Below are 17,172 nucleotides of genomic sequence, written 5' to 3'. Positions count from 1 at the left end.
TTACGACCCCTTGCGGGGAAACATGGTCAGCGGGCGATCAGAAACCCAATGTGCGACCGTCAGGATTGCGCGGGTCCGAGTAGCCATAGAAGCCATCCTGCTTGATCTGGATGGTCTGCGTACGGCCCATGGAAGGTTGCACGCTGATCTTCTGACCCTTGTCCTGCAGGATCTTGATGGTGTCGGCCGAAATGCCCTTTTCGATGCGCAACTGGTCCGGCGCCCACTGGTGGTGGATGCGTGGCGTGATGGTGGCTTCGGCCACGTTCATGTCATGGTCGATCACGTTGAGGATAGTCTGCAGCGTGGTGGTGATGATGCGGCTGCCACCCGGACTGCCGGTGACCAGGAAAGGCTTGCCATCCTTGAGCACGAAGGTCGGCGACATCGACGACAGCGGACGCTTGTAAGGGCCCACTGCATTGGCGTCGCCGCCGATCAGGCCGAAAGCGTTCGGCACGCCCGGCTTGGCGGCGAAGTCATCCATCTCGTTATTGAGCGTGATGCCGGTGCCGGTGGCTACGATGCCGCTGCCGAAATTGAGGTTCAGCGTATAGGTGGTAGCCACCAGGTTGCCGTCCTTGTCGGCGACCGAGTAGTGCGTGGTCTGGTCGCTTTCATAAGGTTGCGGCTGGCCCGGCTTGATCTCGGACGATGGCGTGGCGCGCTCCGGGTTGATCTTCTTGGCCAGTTCGTCGGCATACGCGCGCGAGGTCAGGCCCTTGACCGGCACCTTGGTGAAATCGGGGTCGCCCAGGTATTCCGAACGATCGGCATAGGCCAGCTTCATGGCCTCGGCCATCACGTGGATGCTCTGCGCGCTGTCGGCGCCGTACTGCTTCAGCGGGTAGCGTTCGAGGATGTTCATCATCTGGATGATATGCACCCCGCCCGAGCTTGGCGGCGGCATCGACATCACCTGGTAGCCGCGATAGTTGCCGGTCACCGGCACCCGCTCGACCACCTTGTAGTTCTTCAGGTCTTCGGCCGTGATCAGGCCGCCGTGCTGGTCCATCTCGGCCACGATCTTCTTGGCGATGGCGCCTTCATAGAAGGCCGACGGACCTTGCTTGGCGATCAGGCGCAATGACTTGGCCAGGTCTTTCTGCACCAGCTGTTCGCCGCTTTGCAACGGGCGACCGTCCTTGAAGAAAATCGCCTTGCTCGATTCCCATTGGCCCAGGTGTTCGCGTTCGGCGGCCAGGATCTGCGCCAGCCCCGGGCTCACCGGATAACCTTTTTCGGCCAGCGCGATGGCCGGCTCGATCACCTGCGACAACTTCATCGTGCCGTACTTGCTCAATGCATGCGAGAGCCCGGCCACGGTGCCCGGCACGCCAACGGCCAGGTGCGTGTAGAGCGAACGTCCGGGCACCACATTGCCCTTGTCATCCAGATACATGTTGCGGGTGGCGCGCTGCGGCGCCATCTCGCGGAAGTCCAGCGCCACGTTCTTGCCGGTCTTGGCATCGTGGATCATCATGAAACCGCCACCGCCGATGTTGCCAGCATTGGGCAGCACCACTGCCAGCGCAAAGCCGACCGCCACGCCGGCGTCGATGGCGTTGCCGCCGCGCTTGAGGATATCGACGCCAACCTTGGTGGCCAGTTCCTGTTCGCTGGCCACCATGCCGCGCTGGGTATGCAGCGGGCTGATGATGTCGTAGGTCAGGTCGTATTTCACGACCACCGGCGCGGCTGTCGCCGCAGTCTGCGCGTGCGCTGGCATGAACGCCAGCGAGGTACAGAGGGGCAGCAGGGCCAAAACGGCCGGGCGGGTGAGTCCGCTGAATTTTTGCATGAGCTATCTCCTGAGGGTCTGGACTTATTAACGCATTTTTATTAACTATGGTCGTTGACCGGCCACGTCACGATTGTAGTGGCTGCTCCGGTCTTGTCTAGAGGAAAAGTCTTACTTTGCCAGTCCCGACGACTAACGCGTGACTAACTCATCAGCAGCGAGTTCAGGTGCTCTCGCGCACTGCCAGCTCGAACCCGAGGTCGAGCCGGCCGCGTTCGATGCTTTCCCCCTTTAGCTGGCGGATCAGCATTTCGGCAGATTTGTAGCCGATGTCGTAACGCGGCGTGATCACGGTCGTGATCGATGGCGTGGCGCAGGCCGCCCATGACAGGTCATTGAAGCCCGCAATGGCCAGCTGGCGCGGCACTGCGATGCCCTGGCGCTGGCATTCGAACAGCGCGCCCAGGGCCAGGTCGTCGTTGCAGCAGAAGACGGCGTCGCAATCGGGGCGGGCCTGCAGTACCCGACGCAGCAATTGCGCGCCCATGTCGACCGTGGTCGGCTCCGGCAACAACACCTCGGTGGCCGCTTCCAGGCCGGCCTCCAGCAGGCCTTTGCGAAAGCCCTCGCGGCGCTTCAGCATGCGCGGGTCGAGCTGGGCGGCGATGAAGGCGATGCGCCGATAGCCGCGTTGCGCCAGATGCTGGGCCACGGCAAAGCCGGCGCGCGATTGCGAGAACCCCACCGAATGGTCCTGGTTGCTGCGCCCCAGGTCGAACATGCGCACCGCAGGAATGGCGCGGCTGGCCGGGCGCGCCTGCAGGATCTCGTGTTGCTCGCTGCTTGACAGCAGGAAGCCGGCCGGCGCATGCGACAGGTAGGTCGAGATCAGCTGTTCTTCCTTGACCCGCGCATAACCGGTCTCGCCGATCAGGAACTGGTAGCCCGCTTCGTTGAGGTAGTCGCGAATGCCGGAAAGCGTCTCGATGAATACCGCGTTGGTCAGCGACGGCACCAGCACCGCGATGACTTGCGAGCGCGCCGACGCCAGCGTGGCAGCAGCCTGGTTGGGCACATAGCCCAGTTGCGCGATGGCGGCCATGATGCGCTCGCGCGATTTTTCCTGCACCAGTTCCGGCGTCTTCAGGGCGCGCGACACCGTCATCGGGCTGACCGCCGCCAGGCGGGCGACGTCGATGATGGTGACGCGACCGGTGGCGCGGCTGCCTTTGGGGGGGAGAGGTGGGACCAGCTTGGATGCTTCGCGACGGCTCATGGCGGAGTGATATTCGGGTTTGGCGACATGATACCGCGCCCGGATGGCCGGCAATAAACATCCTTGATGATTATTTCCAGCGGGAAATCAATGTCGCGCTGCAGCATGAAGAGAGTTTGACGCCCGCAAAATGTTAGCGTTATCATCCGACCCGATGTTAACGCTAACATCGGCGTTGACATTGACGATGTCGTACTCAGGAAAAGATAAGGCTTGACCACAAGCCGTCACAAGATCAACACAACACTACGCAGATAGTGCAGACCACGGCCGCCCGGCTGGGGCCAACGGAGACTCGCCTGCGATGCCGGTGATGCGCCGGCGGCCATGCCTGGCGTTTTGGTCGGCTGTCGGCAGGAGATCCACCATGCTGGGCATGAGCCACGAAGCAACCTTGCTGTTCAACGCATTTATCGCCATTCTCGCGCTGGTCCTGATGATCACGCGGCTGCGCGTGCACCCCTTTGTCGCCTTGATCATCACCTCGGGCTTTCTCGGCCTGATCTCGGGCATGCCGCTGCCCAAGATCGTCAAGTCGTTCCAGGACGGCTTCGGCGGCGTGCTGGGCTTCGTCGGCATCGTGCTGGGCCTGGGCACCATGCTGGGCAAGCTGATGGCCGAGTCCGGCGGCGCCGACCAGATCTCGCAGACGCTGGTGCGCGCCTTCGGCCGCCAGCGGGTGCACTGGGCGATGATGATGGGCGCCTTCCTGGTGGGCATTCCGCTGTTCTTCGAAATCGGCTTCGTGCTGCTGATTCCGCTGGTGTTCATCGTGGCGCGTCGTTCGGGCGTGCCATTGTTCAAGATCGGCATGCCGATGCTGGCCAGCCTGTCGGTGATGCACGGCCTGGTGCCGCCGCATCCGGGTCCGTTGCTGGCCATCGGCATCTTCGGCGCCGATATCGGCAAGACCATCCTGTACGGCCTGATCGTGGGCCTGCCGACGGTGATCATCGCCGGTCCCATGTTCGGCTCGTTCATTTCGCGCTATGTCGACGTCAAGCCGTCCGAGGAATTGATGGCGCAACTGGCGCGTGAGCCGCAGACCACCAACCTGCCGGGCTTTGGCATCACCCTGGTGACGGTGCTGTCGCCGGTGTTCCTGATGCTGCTCAAGACCTTCGTCGATGTGGCCCTGCCGGAAGGCAATGCCGTGCGCGAGCTGATGGACTTCATCGGCAACCCCATCGTCGCGCTGCTGGCGGCCCTGTTGCTGGCGATGTATACCTTCGGCGTGGCGCGCGGCTTCACCCGCCAGCAGGTGCTCAAGTTCGTCGATCACAGCCTGGCGCCGACTGCGGCCATCGTGCTGATCATCGGCGCCGGCGGCGGCTTCAAGCAGATGCTGGTCAATAGCGGCGTTGGTACCGCCATCGGTGAACTGGCGGTCCATGCCCAGATCTCGCCCTTGCTGCTGGCCTGGTTCGTGGCCGGCGTGATTCGCGTGGCGACCGGTTCGGCGACGGTGGCCACCATCACCGGCGCCGGTATCGTAGCGCCCCTGGTGGCGCTGGTGCCCGGCACCAACAAGGAACTGCTGGTGCTGGCCACCGGCGCCGGATCGCTCATCCTGTCGCACGTCAACGATGCCGGGTTCTGGCTGGTCAAGGAATACTTCAACATGAGCGTTGGCGAGACCTTCAAGACCTGGACCGCGATGGAAACACTGATTTCGGTTGTTGCTATCATCTTCATCATGTTGCTCAACCTGGTCGTCTAGTAAAGGAAAACCGCCCATGCCCCAAGCTCCCCGCACCATGCTAGGTGTCGATATCGGCACCACCAGCACCAAGACCGTGGTCTTCACGCTCGACGGCCAGGTGGTCGCCCAGCATGCCGTGGAGTACCCGGTGCTGTGCACCGAGCCGGGCATGGCCGAGCAAGACCCGCAGCAGATCTTCGAGGCGGTGCTGGGGTCGATTGCAGGCGCCGTCAAGGCGGCCAAGGCCACGCCCGAAGACATCGCCCTGGTGTCCTTCAGCGCGGCCATGCATAGCGTCATCGCCCTCGATGCCGAGCACCAGTTGCTGTGCAACAGCATCACCTGGGGCGATATCCGGGCTTCGGTGTGGGCCGAGCGCATCAAGAAGGACTTCGATGGCAATGCCATCTACCGTCGCACCGGCACCCCGATCCACCCGATGTCGCCGCTGTGCAAGCTGATGTGGCTGCGCCATGAAAAGCCGGAGGTGTTCGATAAGGCGGCGCGCTTCGTCGGCATCAAGGAGTACGTGCTGTTTCGTCTGTTCGGCCAGTGGCAGGTCGATTATTCGATTGCCTCGGCCACCGGCATGTTCAACCTGCGCGAGCTGGCCTGGGACCGCGAGGCGCTCGCGCTGCTGAAGGTGGATGTGGCGCAACTGCCGCAACCGGTGCCGACCACCCACCGCCTGCCGCCGCTGGATGCGCAGAGCGCGCAGCGGCTGGGCCTGTCCACCGATACGCCGTTCATCATCGGCGCCAATGACGGCGTGCTGTCCAACCTGGGCGTCAATGCCATCGAGCCCGGTCATGTGGCGGTCACCATCGGCACCTCTGGTGCCATGCGCACCGTGATCGACCAGCCGCTGACCGACCCGCATGGCCGCCTGTTCTGTTATGCGCTCACCGAGAAGCACTGGGTGGTGGGCGGCCCGGTCAACAACGGTGGCAACATCTTCCGCTGGGTGCGCGACGAACTGGCCACGGCCGAAGCCGCCGCCGCGCGCGAGGAGGGTGTCGATCCCTACGAGGCGCTGACCCGGATCGCCGAGACGGTGGCGCCGGGCGCCGAAGGCTTGCTGTTCCATCCCTTCATGGCCGGCGAGCGCGCGCCATTGTGGAATGCCGACCTGCGCGGCTCATTCTTCGGACTGGCGCTGCACCACGGCAAGCATCACATGATCCGCGCCGCGCTGGAAGGCGTGATCTTCAATCTCTACAGCATCCTGCCCGCGCTGGAAGAACTGATCGGTCCCACCAAGCGCATGATGGCCACCGGCGGCTTTGCCCGCTCGGCGCTGTGGCGCCAGATGATGGCCGACATCTTCGATCGCGAAGTGATGGTGCCCGAGAGCGTCGAATCGTCTTGCCTGGGCGCGGCCGTGCTGGGCGCCTGGGCGCTGGGCCTGGTGCCGTCGCTGTCGGTGATCTCGGAGATGGTGGGCTCGACCCATCACCATGCGCCCGAGGCCGACGCGGTCAAGGTGTACGGTCGCCTGCAACCGATCTTTGCGGCCATTCCGGGCAAGCTGGAAAACGAATACCACGCCATCGCCGCGTTCCAGCGCGAGATGGTCAAGTCGAAGTAACCCCGATAACAACACCGATCCGACAGGAGACACCATGAGCATCAAGGCAACGCAACTGCCCGCTGGCCTGCAGAATTTTTCACTCGAAGGAAAGCTGGCCCTGATCACCGGTTCGTCCGGCGGCATCGGCCTGGCGCTGGCGCGCGGCATGGCCGAAGCCGGCGCGGCCATCGTGCTCAACGGGCGCGATGCCGCCAAGCTGGCCAAGGTGGCGCAGCAACTGCGCGACGAAGGCCACGTGATCCATGAGTCCAGCTTCGACGCTACCTCGGCCGAGGCGGTGCAGGCGGCGGTGCAGAAGATCGAGAGCGACATCGGCGCCATCGAGGTGCTGGTCAATAACGCCGGCATCCAGCGTCGCAATGCGCTGGAAGACTTCAAGCACGAAGACTGGCACGACATCATCAACACCAACCTGAACAGCGTCTTCTATGCAGCCCAGGCCGTGGCGCGCCATATGATCCCGCGCGGGCGCGGCAAGATCATCAACATCTGTTCGGTGCAGAGCGAACTGGGCCGCCCCAACATTGCGCCCTACGCGGCCACCAAAGGCGCGGTCAAGATGTTCACCAAGGGCATGGCCATCGATTGGGGCAAGTACGGCATCCAGGTCAACGGCCTGGGACCAGGTTATTTCAAGACCGAGATGAACATGGCACTGGTGCAGGACCAGAAATTTACCGAGTGGCTGGTCGGACGTACGCCGTCACGCCGCTGGGGCGACGTGGAAGACCTGGTGGGCGCGGCGGTGTTCCTGGGCAGCGATGCCTCGCGCTTCGTCAATGGTCATATCCTGTATGTAGATGGCGGCGTGACCGCAACCTTGTAGTAATCAAAGACCAAACCGGAGACCATCATGCAACAAGGCATCGTCATTCATGCGCCGCACGACCTGCGCATTCAGGAACTCGACACCGGCGCGCTGCAGCCGCTGCAACTGAAGGTCAAGGTGAAGGCCGGCGGCATCTGCGGCTCGGACCTGCACTACTACCATCACGGCGGCTTCGGCGTGGTGCGCATCAAGGAGCCGATGGTGCTGGGCCACGAGGTCTCGGGCCAGATCGCCGAGATCGGTTCGGGCATCACCGATATCACCCCCGGCACCCGCATCGCCATCAGCCCCAGCCGCCCGTGCGGCGCCTGCAAATACTGCCAGGAGGGCAAGCAGAACCATTGCCTGGACATGCGCTTCTACGGCAGCGCCATGCGCATGCCGCATGTGCAGGGAGCGTTTCGCCAGGAGATCGTGATCGAGCGCGCCCAGGCCCATGTGGTGGCGGACCATGTCAGCGATGGCGAGGCGGCCATGGCCGAGCCGCTGTCGGTAGCCTTGCATGCGGTGCGCCGCGCCGGGCCGCTGGTAGGCAAGCGGGTGCTGGTGACGGGTTGCGGCCCGATCGGTGCGCTGGTGGTGATCGCCGCCCGTCGCGCCGGGGCGCTGGAGGTGGTGGTCACCGATGTGGCGAAGATGCCGCTTGAGGCCGCCATCAATGTCGGCGCCGATCGCGCCATCAACATGGCAGACACGCCCGATGCGCTGAAGGCCTATGCCGCCGACAAGGGTACGTTCGACGTGCTGTTCGAGGCCAGCGGCAACGAGCGCGCGCTGGTCGGCGCGCTGGAAGCATTGCGTCCGCAGGCCATCATCGTGCAGGTGGGGTTGGGCGGCGATATCAATTTTCCGGCCAACCTGCTGGTGGGCAAGGAGCTCGACTGGCGCGGCGCGTTCCGCTTCCATGAAGAGTTTGCGATGGCGGTGGAATTGATGAATCGTCGACTGGTCGATGTGAAGCCGTTGATCACGGCCACCTACCCGTTCGAGAAATCGGTCGAGGCGTTCGAGATCGCAGGCGATCGCTCGAAGATGATGAAGGTGCAGATCAGTTTCGCCTGACCGCAGGGTGGGGTGCAAACCGTCGCCGTCGCCCTGACTGATGTCGGGGCGGCGGCGATTGTCCGTCAACGCTCAATGTTTAGCGCTGAAGGTTTAGTGCTTAACGTGCGGCGTCGACAATGCCTTCCAGCTTCACCGCATCGGCGGCGAATTGCCGGATACCTTCGGCCAACTTCTCGGTCGCCATCGCGTCGCCATTGAGGGCCAGGCGGAATGCCTTCTGGTCCAGGCTCACGCGGGCGATGTCGGCCGACTTCGCGGCGTCGGCGCTCAGCTTGCGCTCGACCGGGGCGTCGGACTCGGCCAGTTTCTGCAGCAGGTCGGGGCTGATGGTGAGCAGGTCGCAACCAGCCAGTTCGACGATCTGCGAGGTGTTGCGAAAGCTCGCACCCATCACCTCGGTGGCATAGCCGAACTTGCGGTAATAGTTATACACAGTCTTGACCGACTGCACGCCCGGATCATCGGCGCCGGTGTATTCCTGCCCGGTGGATTTCTTGAACCAGTCGTAGATCCGGCCCACGAACGGCGAGATCAACTGCACGCCGGCTTCGGCGCAGGCAATCGCCTGCGGCAGCGAGAACAGCAGGGTCAGGTTGCAATGGATGCCTTCCTTCTCCAGGATCTCGGCGGCGCGGATGCCTTCCCAGGTGGCGGCGATCTTGATGAGCACCCGCTCGCGCTTGATGCCGGCGGCCTCATACAGCTTGATCAGCGTGCGGCCCTTGGCCACAGTGGCCTCGGTGTCGAACGACAGGCGGGCGTCGGTCTCGGTGGAGACCCGTCCCGGGATCAATTTCAGGATTTCCAGCCCGAACGCGATCAGCAGGTGGTCGATGATCTCGTCGGTGCTCTTGCCGGCATGCGCCTTGACCACGGTCGCCAGCAGCGGCTTGTATTCGTCCTTCTGCACTGCCTTGAGGATCAGCGATGGATTGGTGGTGGCGTCCTGGGGCGCAAACGCCTTCATCGACTGGAAGTCGCCGGTATCGGCCACGATGGTGGTGTACTGCTTCAACTGGTCAAGCTGGGTCATGGAACGTCCTGTCACAAAAGGGAAATAGCGGAAAGAGAACTCAACGGAAGAACGAGTCGAACTGCATGTCGAATTTCTGCAGCGACTTCTGTGCGTTCTGCATTTTCTTGCGGAATTCCGGGCCGCGGCGCAATGCCAGCCCGACGGCCAGGATGTCGATCACGACCAGGTGCGCCAGCCGCGCCGAGATCGGCGTATAGGGATCGATATTGAACGACAGGTCGATCGGCACCAGCACCGTGGCCAGTTCGGCCAGCGGCGTGCCGCTGGGGCCCAGCACGATGATGTCGGCGCCGCCCCGGCGCGCCAGCTGGATACTGCGCAGCAAGGCCGCATTGCCGCCGCGCTGCGAGATCGCCACCACGCAGTCGCCGGCCTTCAGCAGGGACGCCGCAATGCTGTGGATGTGCGGGTCCGAATAGGCCACCGTCGGCACCCCCGAGCGGAAGAACTTGTGCTGGGCATCGTTGGCCACGATGCCCGACGTGCCCTGGCCGTAGAACTCGATCTTGTTGGCCCGCGCCAGCACTTCCAGCGCCAGCTGGATGGCGTCCGGGTTGAGGTGGTTGCGCAGGTCGAGCAGGGTGTTGATCGAGCGGCTGCAGATCTTGTTGACCAGGTCGGCGGCCAGGTCGTCCTGCGCCAGGGTCTCGTCGGCGCCGGGCAAGGCCAGCGCCAGGCTTTGCGCCAGCTTGAGCTTGAAGTCGTGCCAGCCTTCGTAGCCGATGGCGCGGCAGAAGCGGATCACGGTCGGCTCGGACACCTCGGCGTTCTTGGCCAGCGCGGTCAGATTCTCGGCCAGCGCCAGCTGCGGATTGGCCAGTACAGTCGCGGCCACCTTCTTCTCCGACTTGGAGAGGGAGTTGATGTGGGTGCGAATCGAGTCGAGCAACATGGACATGATGACGCTGTGCCGCCTTTACACTTCAGGTAGCGCTTCTTCGCGCCATTGCAGACCATCGCGACCGATCAGGGCGCTGGCCGCAGCCGGCCCCCAGGTGCCGGCGTTGTACGGGACCGGATCGGCTTCTTGCTGGTCCCAGTGCTGCAGGATCGGCTCGACCCATTCCCAGGCCGCTTCCAGCTCGTCGCTGCGCATGAACAGCGTCAGGTGGCCGCGCAGGACATCCAGCAGCAGGCGCTCGTAGGCATCCATGCGCGGGGTCTTGAATTTTTCGCGGAAATCCATCTCGAGCTCGACCGGGCGCAGGCGCATGCCGTCGCCGGGTTGCTTGGCCATCAGGTTCATGTGCAGTCCTTCGTCTGGCTGCAGGCGGATCACCAGGCAATTGGGCAGGGTCGAGTTCTGGTGGGCGAAGATCGAATGCGGCACGCTCTTGAAACGCACCACGATCTCGGCCAGTTGATCGGCCATGCGCTTGCCGGTGCGCAGGTAGAACGGCACGCCGGCCCAGCGCCAGGTGTCGATCTCGGCCTTGACCGCGACGAAGGTCTCGGTGCGGGACTCCGGATTGGCGTCGGCTTCCTTGCGGTAGGCCGGCACCGCCACGCCGTTGACATGGCCGGAGCGATATTGTCCGCGCACCACGTTCATGGCCAGGGTGGTGGGCGTGAAGCGCTTGAGCGAACGCAGCACCTTGAGCTTCTCGTCACGCACGGCATCGGCCGAGTTGGACACGGGCGGCTCCATGGCGACGATACAGAGCAACTGCAGCAAGTGGTTCTGCAGCATGTCGCGCAGCGCGCCGGAGGTGTCGTAGTAGTCGAAGCGACCGCCCACGCCCAGTTCTTCGGCGATGGTGATCTGCACGTCCGAAATCCATTCGCGGCGCCACAGCGGCTCGAACAGCACGTTGCCGAAGCGCAGCGCCAGCAGGTTCTGCACCGCTTCCTTGCCCAGGTAATGGTCGATGCGGAAGATCTGCGATTCTTCGAAGTAGCGGCCGACCTGCTTGTTGATGTCGCGCGCGCTGGCCAGGTCGCGGCCCAGCGGTTTTTCGAGCACCACACGCGAGGCCGGCGTGACCAGTCCGGCCTTGGACAGGTTCTCGCAGATCGACGCAAACAGGCTGGGCGGGGTGGCCAGGTAGAACACGCGGGCCAGGCCGTCGGTGTCGCGCAGGGCGTCCTTCAGGTGGGCGAAGCTGGCGCCTTCCTTGGCATTGACCGAGGCATAGCGCAGGCGGCTGCAGAAGCGCTCCCAGACGGCCGCGTCCAGATTGGCGGCAGGGATGTGCGGTTTGGAGTCTTTTTCTACCACCTGCAAGAAATCTTCGCGCGACTTGTCGTCGCGGCCCAGGCAGACGATGCGTGCCTCCGGCGGCAGGTCACGGGCGCGGTCGCGGGCGTAGAGGGCGGGCAACAGCTTGCGCATCGAGAGGTCGCCGGTGCCGCCGAATAAAACCAGGTCGAAATCGGAAATAGCCATGATCAGTGTCGTTTGGTGTGCGGGTTGATCTGCGGTGGTAGTGAGCGCGGCTCCATCGTCCGGAGCCGCGCCTGCATCATTGTTGCGCTTCCTTGGCCAGTGCAATCAGGGCATTGGTGGAGCAGTCGTGCTGCGCCGGCGTGCTGTCGCCCTTGAGTTCGCCATGGATGGTCCTGGCCAGTACCTTGCCCAATTCGACGCCCCACTGGTCGAAACTGTTGATGCCCCAGATCGCGCCTTGCACGAATGTCTTGTGCTCGTACAGCGCGATCAGGGCGCCCAGCGTGGCCGGGGTCAGTTCGGACAGCAGCAGGGTGTTGCTGGGCCGGTTGCCGTTGAAGGTTTTGTGCGGCAAAAGCGCGTTCAGTTCCGCATCGTCGAGACCGGCGCGTTGCAGGTCGGCGCGAACCTCGCTGGCGTCCTTGCCCCGCATGAAGGCTTCCGACTGGGCGAAGCAGTTCGCCAGCAGCACCTGGTGGTGACCGTCGATGCGGTGCGCCGGGCGCAGCACGGCAATGAAATCGATCGGCGTGATATCGGTGCCCTGGTGCAACAATTGGAAGAACGCGTGCTGGCCATTGGTGCCCACATCGCCCCAGATGAAGGGGCAGGTCGCCACCCCGACGTCGCTGCCGTCGCGGGTGATGCGCTTGCCGTTGCTTTCCATCTCCAGCTGCTGCAGGTAGGAAGGGAAAAAGCGCAAGCCGTGGTGGTAAGGGGCGATCGACAGCGATTCGCTGTTGAAGAAGTTGCGGTTCCAGATGCCGATCATGGCCTGGATCACCGGCATGTTGCGCTCCAGCGGCGCTTCCAGGAAGTGCTGGTCCATCGCATGGGCCCCGCCCAGGAACGCCGAGAAATTCTCGAAGCCCAGCAGCAGCGCGATCGACAAGCCGATCGACGACCATACCGAATAACGTCCGCCGACCCAGTCCCAGAAGGGGAACATGTTGTCGGTATCGATGCCGAACGCGCTGACTTCTGCTGCATTGGTCGAGACCGCCACGAAATGGCGCGCCAGGTCGGCCGTGCTGCGACCGGGGTGCCGCAGGAACCAGCTGCGCGCCGACTGCGCGTTCATCATGGTTTCCTGCGTGGTGAATGTCTTGGAGGCAACGATGAACAGGGTGGTTTCGGGATCGACCCGCGCCAGCACCTCGTCCAGATCATGGCCATCGACGTTGGACACGAAGTGAGCCCGCAGCCGCTCATGGGCAAACGGGCGCAGCGCGGTACAGACCATCTGCGGACCCAGATGCGAGCCGCCAATGCCGATGTTGACGATGTCAGTGATGGCGCGCCCGGTGTAACCCAGCCATTGGCCGCTACGCACGCGCGCGGTGAAGTCGCGCATGTGCGCCAATACTTCCTGAACGTCGGCGCCGACGGCTTGTCCATCCACTCGGGCGCCGTTGCTATGGGCGGGTGCCCGCAGTGCAGTGTGCAAGACTGCGCGATGTTCGGTAAAGTTGATTTTTTCGCCACCGAACATGGCATCGCGCAGCGGTTCGACTTGACGTTCGCGGGCCAGGTCCAGCAACAGCGACAGGGTACGCGTCTCGATGCGGTTCTTCGAATAATCGAGCAGGATGCCGGCAGCGCTCAGTGACATGCGCTCGAAGCGGTCGGGCTGTTGCGCGAACAGTTCGCGCATATGCCAGCTGGCGGCTTGGCCGTGATGCTGCTGCAGAGCCTGGAAGGCGACCGAGTCGGTCAGTGCGGTGGTGTGCATGTTCTTCGGGTCTTGTTAGGCGTCGCACCGCGCGGGAACCGAAAGCGCGTGCGGCGCAGAAATTGCCGGTACGATGCCGTGACTATACATCAATTGGTATCTTGATGGTAATTTCACTACAGTTTATGACGAGTCCATGACAATCAGTGATTTTGCTGGAAACGCCTGCTGGTGGCGGTCTTTCAGGTTCTTGAATTATTTTGAAGTGCGCCCAGTGTCGAGTCGGCTGTCTTGATGTTGTTCTGTCGCCAAGTCATTGATTTTATTTGTTGAAATTTGTGTAGTAAAATTACATTGTTAACGCTAACAGGAAACGACAATGCCTCTCAACGCTACCTTAGCCAGCGTCACCCGACGCATCGCCGAACGTAGTCGTCCCTACCGGACCGCTTATCTCGAACGATTGGAAGCGGCCCGTCGCAAGGGCGTGCAGCGTGGCGCACTGGCCTGCACCAACCTGGCTCACGGCTTCGCAGCCTTTCCGGCCAATGACAAATTGAAGTTGAAGGAAGACAAGGCGCCGTCGCTGGCGATCGTCTCGGCCTACAACGACATGCTTTCGGCGCATCAGCCGTTCGAGCGTTTCCCCCAGATATTGAAAGCCGCCGCGCGCGAAGTGGGCGCGGTAGCGCAGTTCGCCGGTGGCACGCCGGCCATGTGCGATGGCGTCACGCAGGGTCAGGCCGGCATGGAAATGTCGCTCTTCTCGCGCGACGCCATCGCCATGGCGACCGCCATCGCGCTGTCGCACAACATGTTCGACGCCGCGTTGTACCTGGGCGTGTGCGACAAGATCGTGCCGGGCCTGTTGATCGGCGCCTTGCATTTCGGCCACTTGCCGGCCGTGTTCGTGCCGGCCGGTCCGATGACCAGCGGCATGAGCAACAATGACAAGGTCAAGATCCGCCAGCTCTATACGGCAGGCAAGATCGGTCGCGCCGAGTTGCTCGAGGCCGAATCGAAGTCCTACCACGGCGCCGGTACCTGCACCTTCTACGGTACCGCCAACAGCAACCAGATGTTGATGGAAGCGATGGGGCTGCACTTGCCGGGCGCCGCCTTCATCACGCCCAATACGCCATTGCGCGATGCGCTCACGGCGGCGGCGGCCCAGCAGGCCGCCAGGATCACCGACCAGGGCGCGCAATACACGCCGGTCGGCCGCATGATCGACGAGAAGGCGATCGTCAACGCCATCGTCGCGCTGCATGCCACGGGCGGCTCCACCAACCATACGCTGCATCTGGTGGCGATCGCCAAGGCGGCCGGCATCGTGATCGACTGGGACGACTTCGACAAGTTGTCCGAAGTCGTGCCGCTGATCACCCGCATCTATCCCAACGGTTCGGCCGATGTGAACCATTTCCATGCGGCCGGCGGCACCGGTTTCGTGCTGCGCGAGCTGATCGATGCCGGCCTGATGCATGACGACGTCACCACCATCCTGGGCCAGGGCCTGCGCGCCCATACGCAAGAGCCGATGCTGGCCGGCGAAGTCGCAGAAGGCAGCGTGGGCAAGGTGGTGTGGCGCGACGCCCCCACCAAGAGCGCCGACGAGGCGGTGGTGGGCACGGTCGCCAAGCCGTTCGCCCCCGATGGCGGCCTCAAGCTGTTGAAGGGCAACCTGGGGCGCTCGGTGTCCAAGATATCGGCGGTGAAGCATGAGCACCGGCGGGTAGAGGCGCCGGCGGTGGTGTTCCATTCGCAGGAAGCCTTCATGGCCGCCTTCAAGGCCGGCGAGCTGGACCGCGACTTCGTGGCCGTGCTCACCTTCCAGGGCCCGCGCGCCAACGGCATGCCGGAGCTGCATTCGCTCACGCCTGCGCTCGGTATCCTGCAGGACAAGGGACGCCATGTGGCGCTGGTCACCGATGGCCGCATGTCGGGCGCGTCGGGCAAGGTGCCGTCGGCCATCCACGTCACGCCCGAGGTGCTGGGCGGCGGTCCGCTGGGCCTGGTGCGAACCGGCGATATCATTCGTCTCGATACCGAAGCCGGCGTGCTTGAAGCACTGGTCCCGGCCGACGAATGGGAACGCCGCACACTGGATACCGCTGACCTGTTCGGCAACCAGCACGGCATGGGCCGTGAATTGTTCAGCATGTTCCGCAACGCCGTGGGCACGGCAGAAGAGGGCGGCGCCACGTTTGGCCTGCCGCCGATCAACGATAAACAAAAAGAGAGCACAACAGTATGAAGACAACACTGGACATCATGCGCGCCTCGCCGGTCATCCCGGTGATCGCCATCGACAAGATCGAACACGCAGTTCCGCTGGCCCGCGCGCTGGTGGCAGGTGGCATCCGCGTGCTTGAAATCACGCTGCGTACCGAACACGGCCTGCCGGCCATTCGTGCCATCGCCGAATCGGTGCCGGACGCCATCGTCGGCGTCGGCACCCTGACCGCGCCCGAAGAATTCGCCGCCTCGCGCGATGCCGGCGCGGTCTTTGGTGTGTCGCCGGGCCTGACGGCGGCGTTGATCGAAGCGGCCAAGCGCAGCGGCTTGCCACTGCTGCCGGGCGTGATGACGCCATCCGAAGTGATGGCAGCGCGCGAAGCCGGTTTCCGTCAGTTGAAGTTGTTCCCGGCGGTGCCGGCTGGTGGAATCGGCATGTTGAACGGCATCGCCGGCCCGCTGGGCGACGTGTCGTTCTGTCCGACTGGTGGCATCACGCAAGAGACGGCGCCGCAGTTCCTGGCGTGCAAGAACGTGGTCTGCGTGGGCGGTTCCTGGTTGACGCCAAAGGCCGCCATCGAAGCCGGCGACTGGGACAAGATCACCGAGATCGCCCGTGCGGCCAGCGCACTGAAGAAGGCTTGATCGCTTCGCTGAAAGACGCTGGGTCCTGACTTTCGTCAGGACGACGAGGGTTATAAAAAAGGGGGGCCGTACTGGCCCCCCTTTTTTTTATCAACCGCTTTTCTACTTGCCGCTTCCCGCCGCCAGCGGCGGGCTGGCGTACTCGTTGCGGCGATAGGCCAGCACCAGCAGCAGGATGCCCAGCACCACCATCGGCAGTGACAGCATCTGTCCGGCCGAGATGGTGATGCCGGCGAAATGCACATCGTAGTCTGGCATGCGGAAATATTCGGTGAAGAAGCGTGCGCAGCCGTACAGCAGCGAGAACATGCCGGCGACCGCCATGCGCGGGCGGGTCTGGCGCGCGAAGAACCAGAGGATGATGAATAACAGGATGCCATCGACCAGCATCTGGTAGATCGGCGAGGGATGGCGGGGAATGTTATCGACATTGGGCCAGATCATCGCCCAGGGCAGCGACGGGTCTGCCGGGCGCCCGGGGAGTTCGGCGTTGATGAAATTGCCCAGGCGGCCGGCCGCATAACCGAGCGGTACCAGCGGCGCGATGAAGTCCATGATATCCATCAGCTTGCGCCCGCGCTTGCGGCCCCACAGCCACATCGCCAGCATCACGCCCAGGAAGCCGCCGTGAAACGACATGCCACCCTTCCAGACGGCGATCATGTCGGCCGGGTTGGCAAAATAATAGGCCGGGTTGTAGAACAGGATTTCACCCAGCCGGCCCCCGATCACTACCCCCAGCACGCCATAGAACAGCATGTCGTCGAGGTCTTCCTTCTTCCAGCCGACCGCGGCGATGTGCGCTTGCTTGATGCGCAGGCGTCCCAGCGCAATGAATTGGGCAAACGCCAGCAGGTACATCAGGCCGTACCAGTGAACGGCCAGCGGACCGATCTCGATGGCGATCGGATTGGGCATCGGGTGAATCAGCATGTCTTGGAGTCTTTCCGGTGAGCGGGTCAGCCGCGATTGTGGCACAAGCCCACATGGC

The 17,172-nt window shown here is 63.4% G+C and carries 13 protein-coding genes; 6 read left to right on the top strand and 7 right to left on the bottom strand.

The features are described 5' to 3' along the window. Positions 1 to 37 precede the first annotated feature (37 nt). Both ggt and LBW87_RS12565 read right to left on the bottom strand, forming a co-directional pair. The gene (gene ggt, locus LBW87_RS12570) at positions 38 to 1,801 is read right to left on the bottom strand and encodes a gamma-glutamyltransferase (RefSeq protein WP_225201815.1); all 1,764 of its coding nucleotides are present in this window, start codon (positions 1,799 to 1,801) and stop codon (positions 38 to 40) included. A 163-nt stretch (positions 1,802 to 1,964) separates the two neighbouring features. Next, positions 1,965 to 3,017 (bottom strand): LacI family DNA-binding transcriptional regulator, encoded by a 1,053-nt coding sequence (locus LBW87_RS12565; protein ID WP_225201814.1) that lies wholly within the window; start codon positions 3,015 to 3,017, stop codon positions 1,965 to 1,967. A 367-nt stretch (positions 3,018 to 3,384) separates the two neighbouring features. Between LBW87_RS12565 and LBW87_RS12560 the strand changes: the two genes are divergently transcribed. The 4 genes from LBW87_RS12560 to LBW87_RS12545 are packed head-to-tail and all read left to right on the top strand — an operon-like array spanning position 3,385 to position 8,201. After that, a complete protein-coding gene (locus LBW87_RS12560) occupies positions 3,385 to 4,737 on the top strand; it encodes a GntP family permease (protein WP_225201813.1) in 1,353 nt (450 codons plus the stop codon). A 16-nt stretch (positions 4,738 to 4,753) separates the two neighbouring features. After that, entirely contained in the window at positions 4,754 to 6,307 is a 1,554-nt protein-coding gene (gntK, locus tag LBW87_RS12555; protein ID WP_225201812.1) for a gluconokinase, read from the top strand. Between the two features lie 34 nt (positions 6,308 to 6,341). Continuing rightward, complete coding sequence (locus LBW87_RS12550) at positions 6,342 to 7,136, top strand: SDR family NAD(P)-dependent oxidoreductase (protein WP_225201811.1); 795 nt, start codon at positions 6,342 to 6,344, stop codon at positions 7,134 to 7,136. Positions 7,137 to 7,163: 27 nt separating this feature from the next. Then, positions 7,164 to 8,201 carry an L-idonate 5-dehydrogenase gene (locus tag LBW87_RS12545; RefSeq protein ID WP_225201810.1) on the top strand — a complete coding sequence of 346 codons (1,038 nt, stop codon included), beginning with the start codon at positions 7,164 to 7,166 and terminating at the stop codon, positions 8,199 to 8,201. A 100-nt stretch (positions 8,202 to 8,301) separates the two neighbouring features. Here LBW87_RS12545 and tal read toward each other — a convergent pair whose 3' ends face one another. The 4 genes from tal to pgi all read right to left on the bottom strand — a co-directional run bounded on the left by tal (position 8,302) and on the right by pgi (position 13,358). Continuing rightward, on the bottom strand, positions 8,302 to 9,237 hold the full coding sequence (gene tal / locus LBW87_RS12540) for a transaldolase (protein WP_225201809.1): 936 nt from the start codon (positions 9,235 to 9,237) through the stop codon (positions 8,302 to 8,304). A gap of 40 nt (positions 9,238 to 9,277) precedes the next feature. Then, on the bottom strand, positions 9,278 to 10,132 hold the full coding sequence (locus tag LBW87_RS12535; protein ID WP_225201879.1) for an SIS domain-containing protein: 855 nt from the start codon (positions 10,130 to 10,132) through the stop codon (positions 9,278 to 9,280). Positions 10,133 to 10,156: 24 nt separating this feature from the next. Next, positions 10,157 to 11,626, bottom strand: a complete 1,470-nt coding sequence (zwf, locus tag LBW87_RS12530) for a glucose-6-phosphate dehydrogenase (RefSeq protein WP_225201808.1) — start codon at positions 11,624 to 11,626, stop codon at positions 10,157 to 10,159. A gap of 76 nt (positions 11,627 to 11,702) precedes the next feature. Continuing rightward, positions 11,703 to 13,358 carry a glucose-6-phosphate isomerase gene (pgi, locus tag LBW87_RS12525; protein WP_225201807.1) on the bottom strand — a complete coding sequence of 552 codons (1,656 nt, stop codon included), beginning with the start codon at positions 13,356 to 13,358 and terminating at the stop codon, positions 11,703 to 11,705. A 319-nt stretch (positions 13,359 to 13,677) separates the two neighbouring features. Between pgi and edd the strand changes: the two genes are divergently transcribed. Together edd and LBW87_RS12515 are read left to right on the top strand one after the other, a co-directional pair. Continuing rightward, the gene (gene edd, locus LBW87_RS12520) at positions 13,678 to 15,555 is read left to right on the top strand and encodes a phosphogluconate dehydratase (protein ID WP_225201806.1); all 1,878 of its coding nucleotides are present in this window, start codon (positions 13,678 to 13,680) and stop codon (positions 15,553 to 15,555) included. Then, complete coding sequence (locus LBW87_RS12515; protein ID WP_225201805.1) at positions 15,552 to 16,181, top strand: bifunctional 4-hydroxy-2-oxoglutarate aldolase/2-dehydro-3-deoxy-phosphogluconate aldolase; 630 nt, start codon at positions 15,552 to 15,554, stop codon at positions 16,179 to 16,181. The genes edd and LBW87_RS12515 overlap by 4 nt, the downstream gene beginning before the upstream one ends. A gap of 102 nt (positions 16,182 to 16,283) precedes the next feature. On the opposite strand, the gene lgt is transcribed toward LBW87_RS12515, so the two are convergent. Continuing rightward, positions 16,284 to 17,114, bottom strand: coding sequence for a prolipoprotein diacylglyceryl transferase (gene lgt / locus LBW87_RS12510; protein WP_225201804.1), 831 nt, complete (start codon positions 17,112 to 17,114; stop codon positions 16,284 to 16,286). Positions 17,115 to 17,172: the final 58 nt, after the last annotated feature.

Origin of the sequence: Herbaspirillum sp. alder98 (genome assembly GCF_020179755.1) — a bacterium.
In the GTDB taxonomy this organism is placed as follows: Bacteria; Pseudomonadota; Gammaproteobacteria; order Burkholderiales; family Burkholderiaceae_D; genus Herbaspirillum.
The sequence above is the reverse complement of the archived record's forward strand: the minus strand, read 5'-3'. Positions and strand labels throughout refer to the sequence as shown.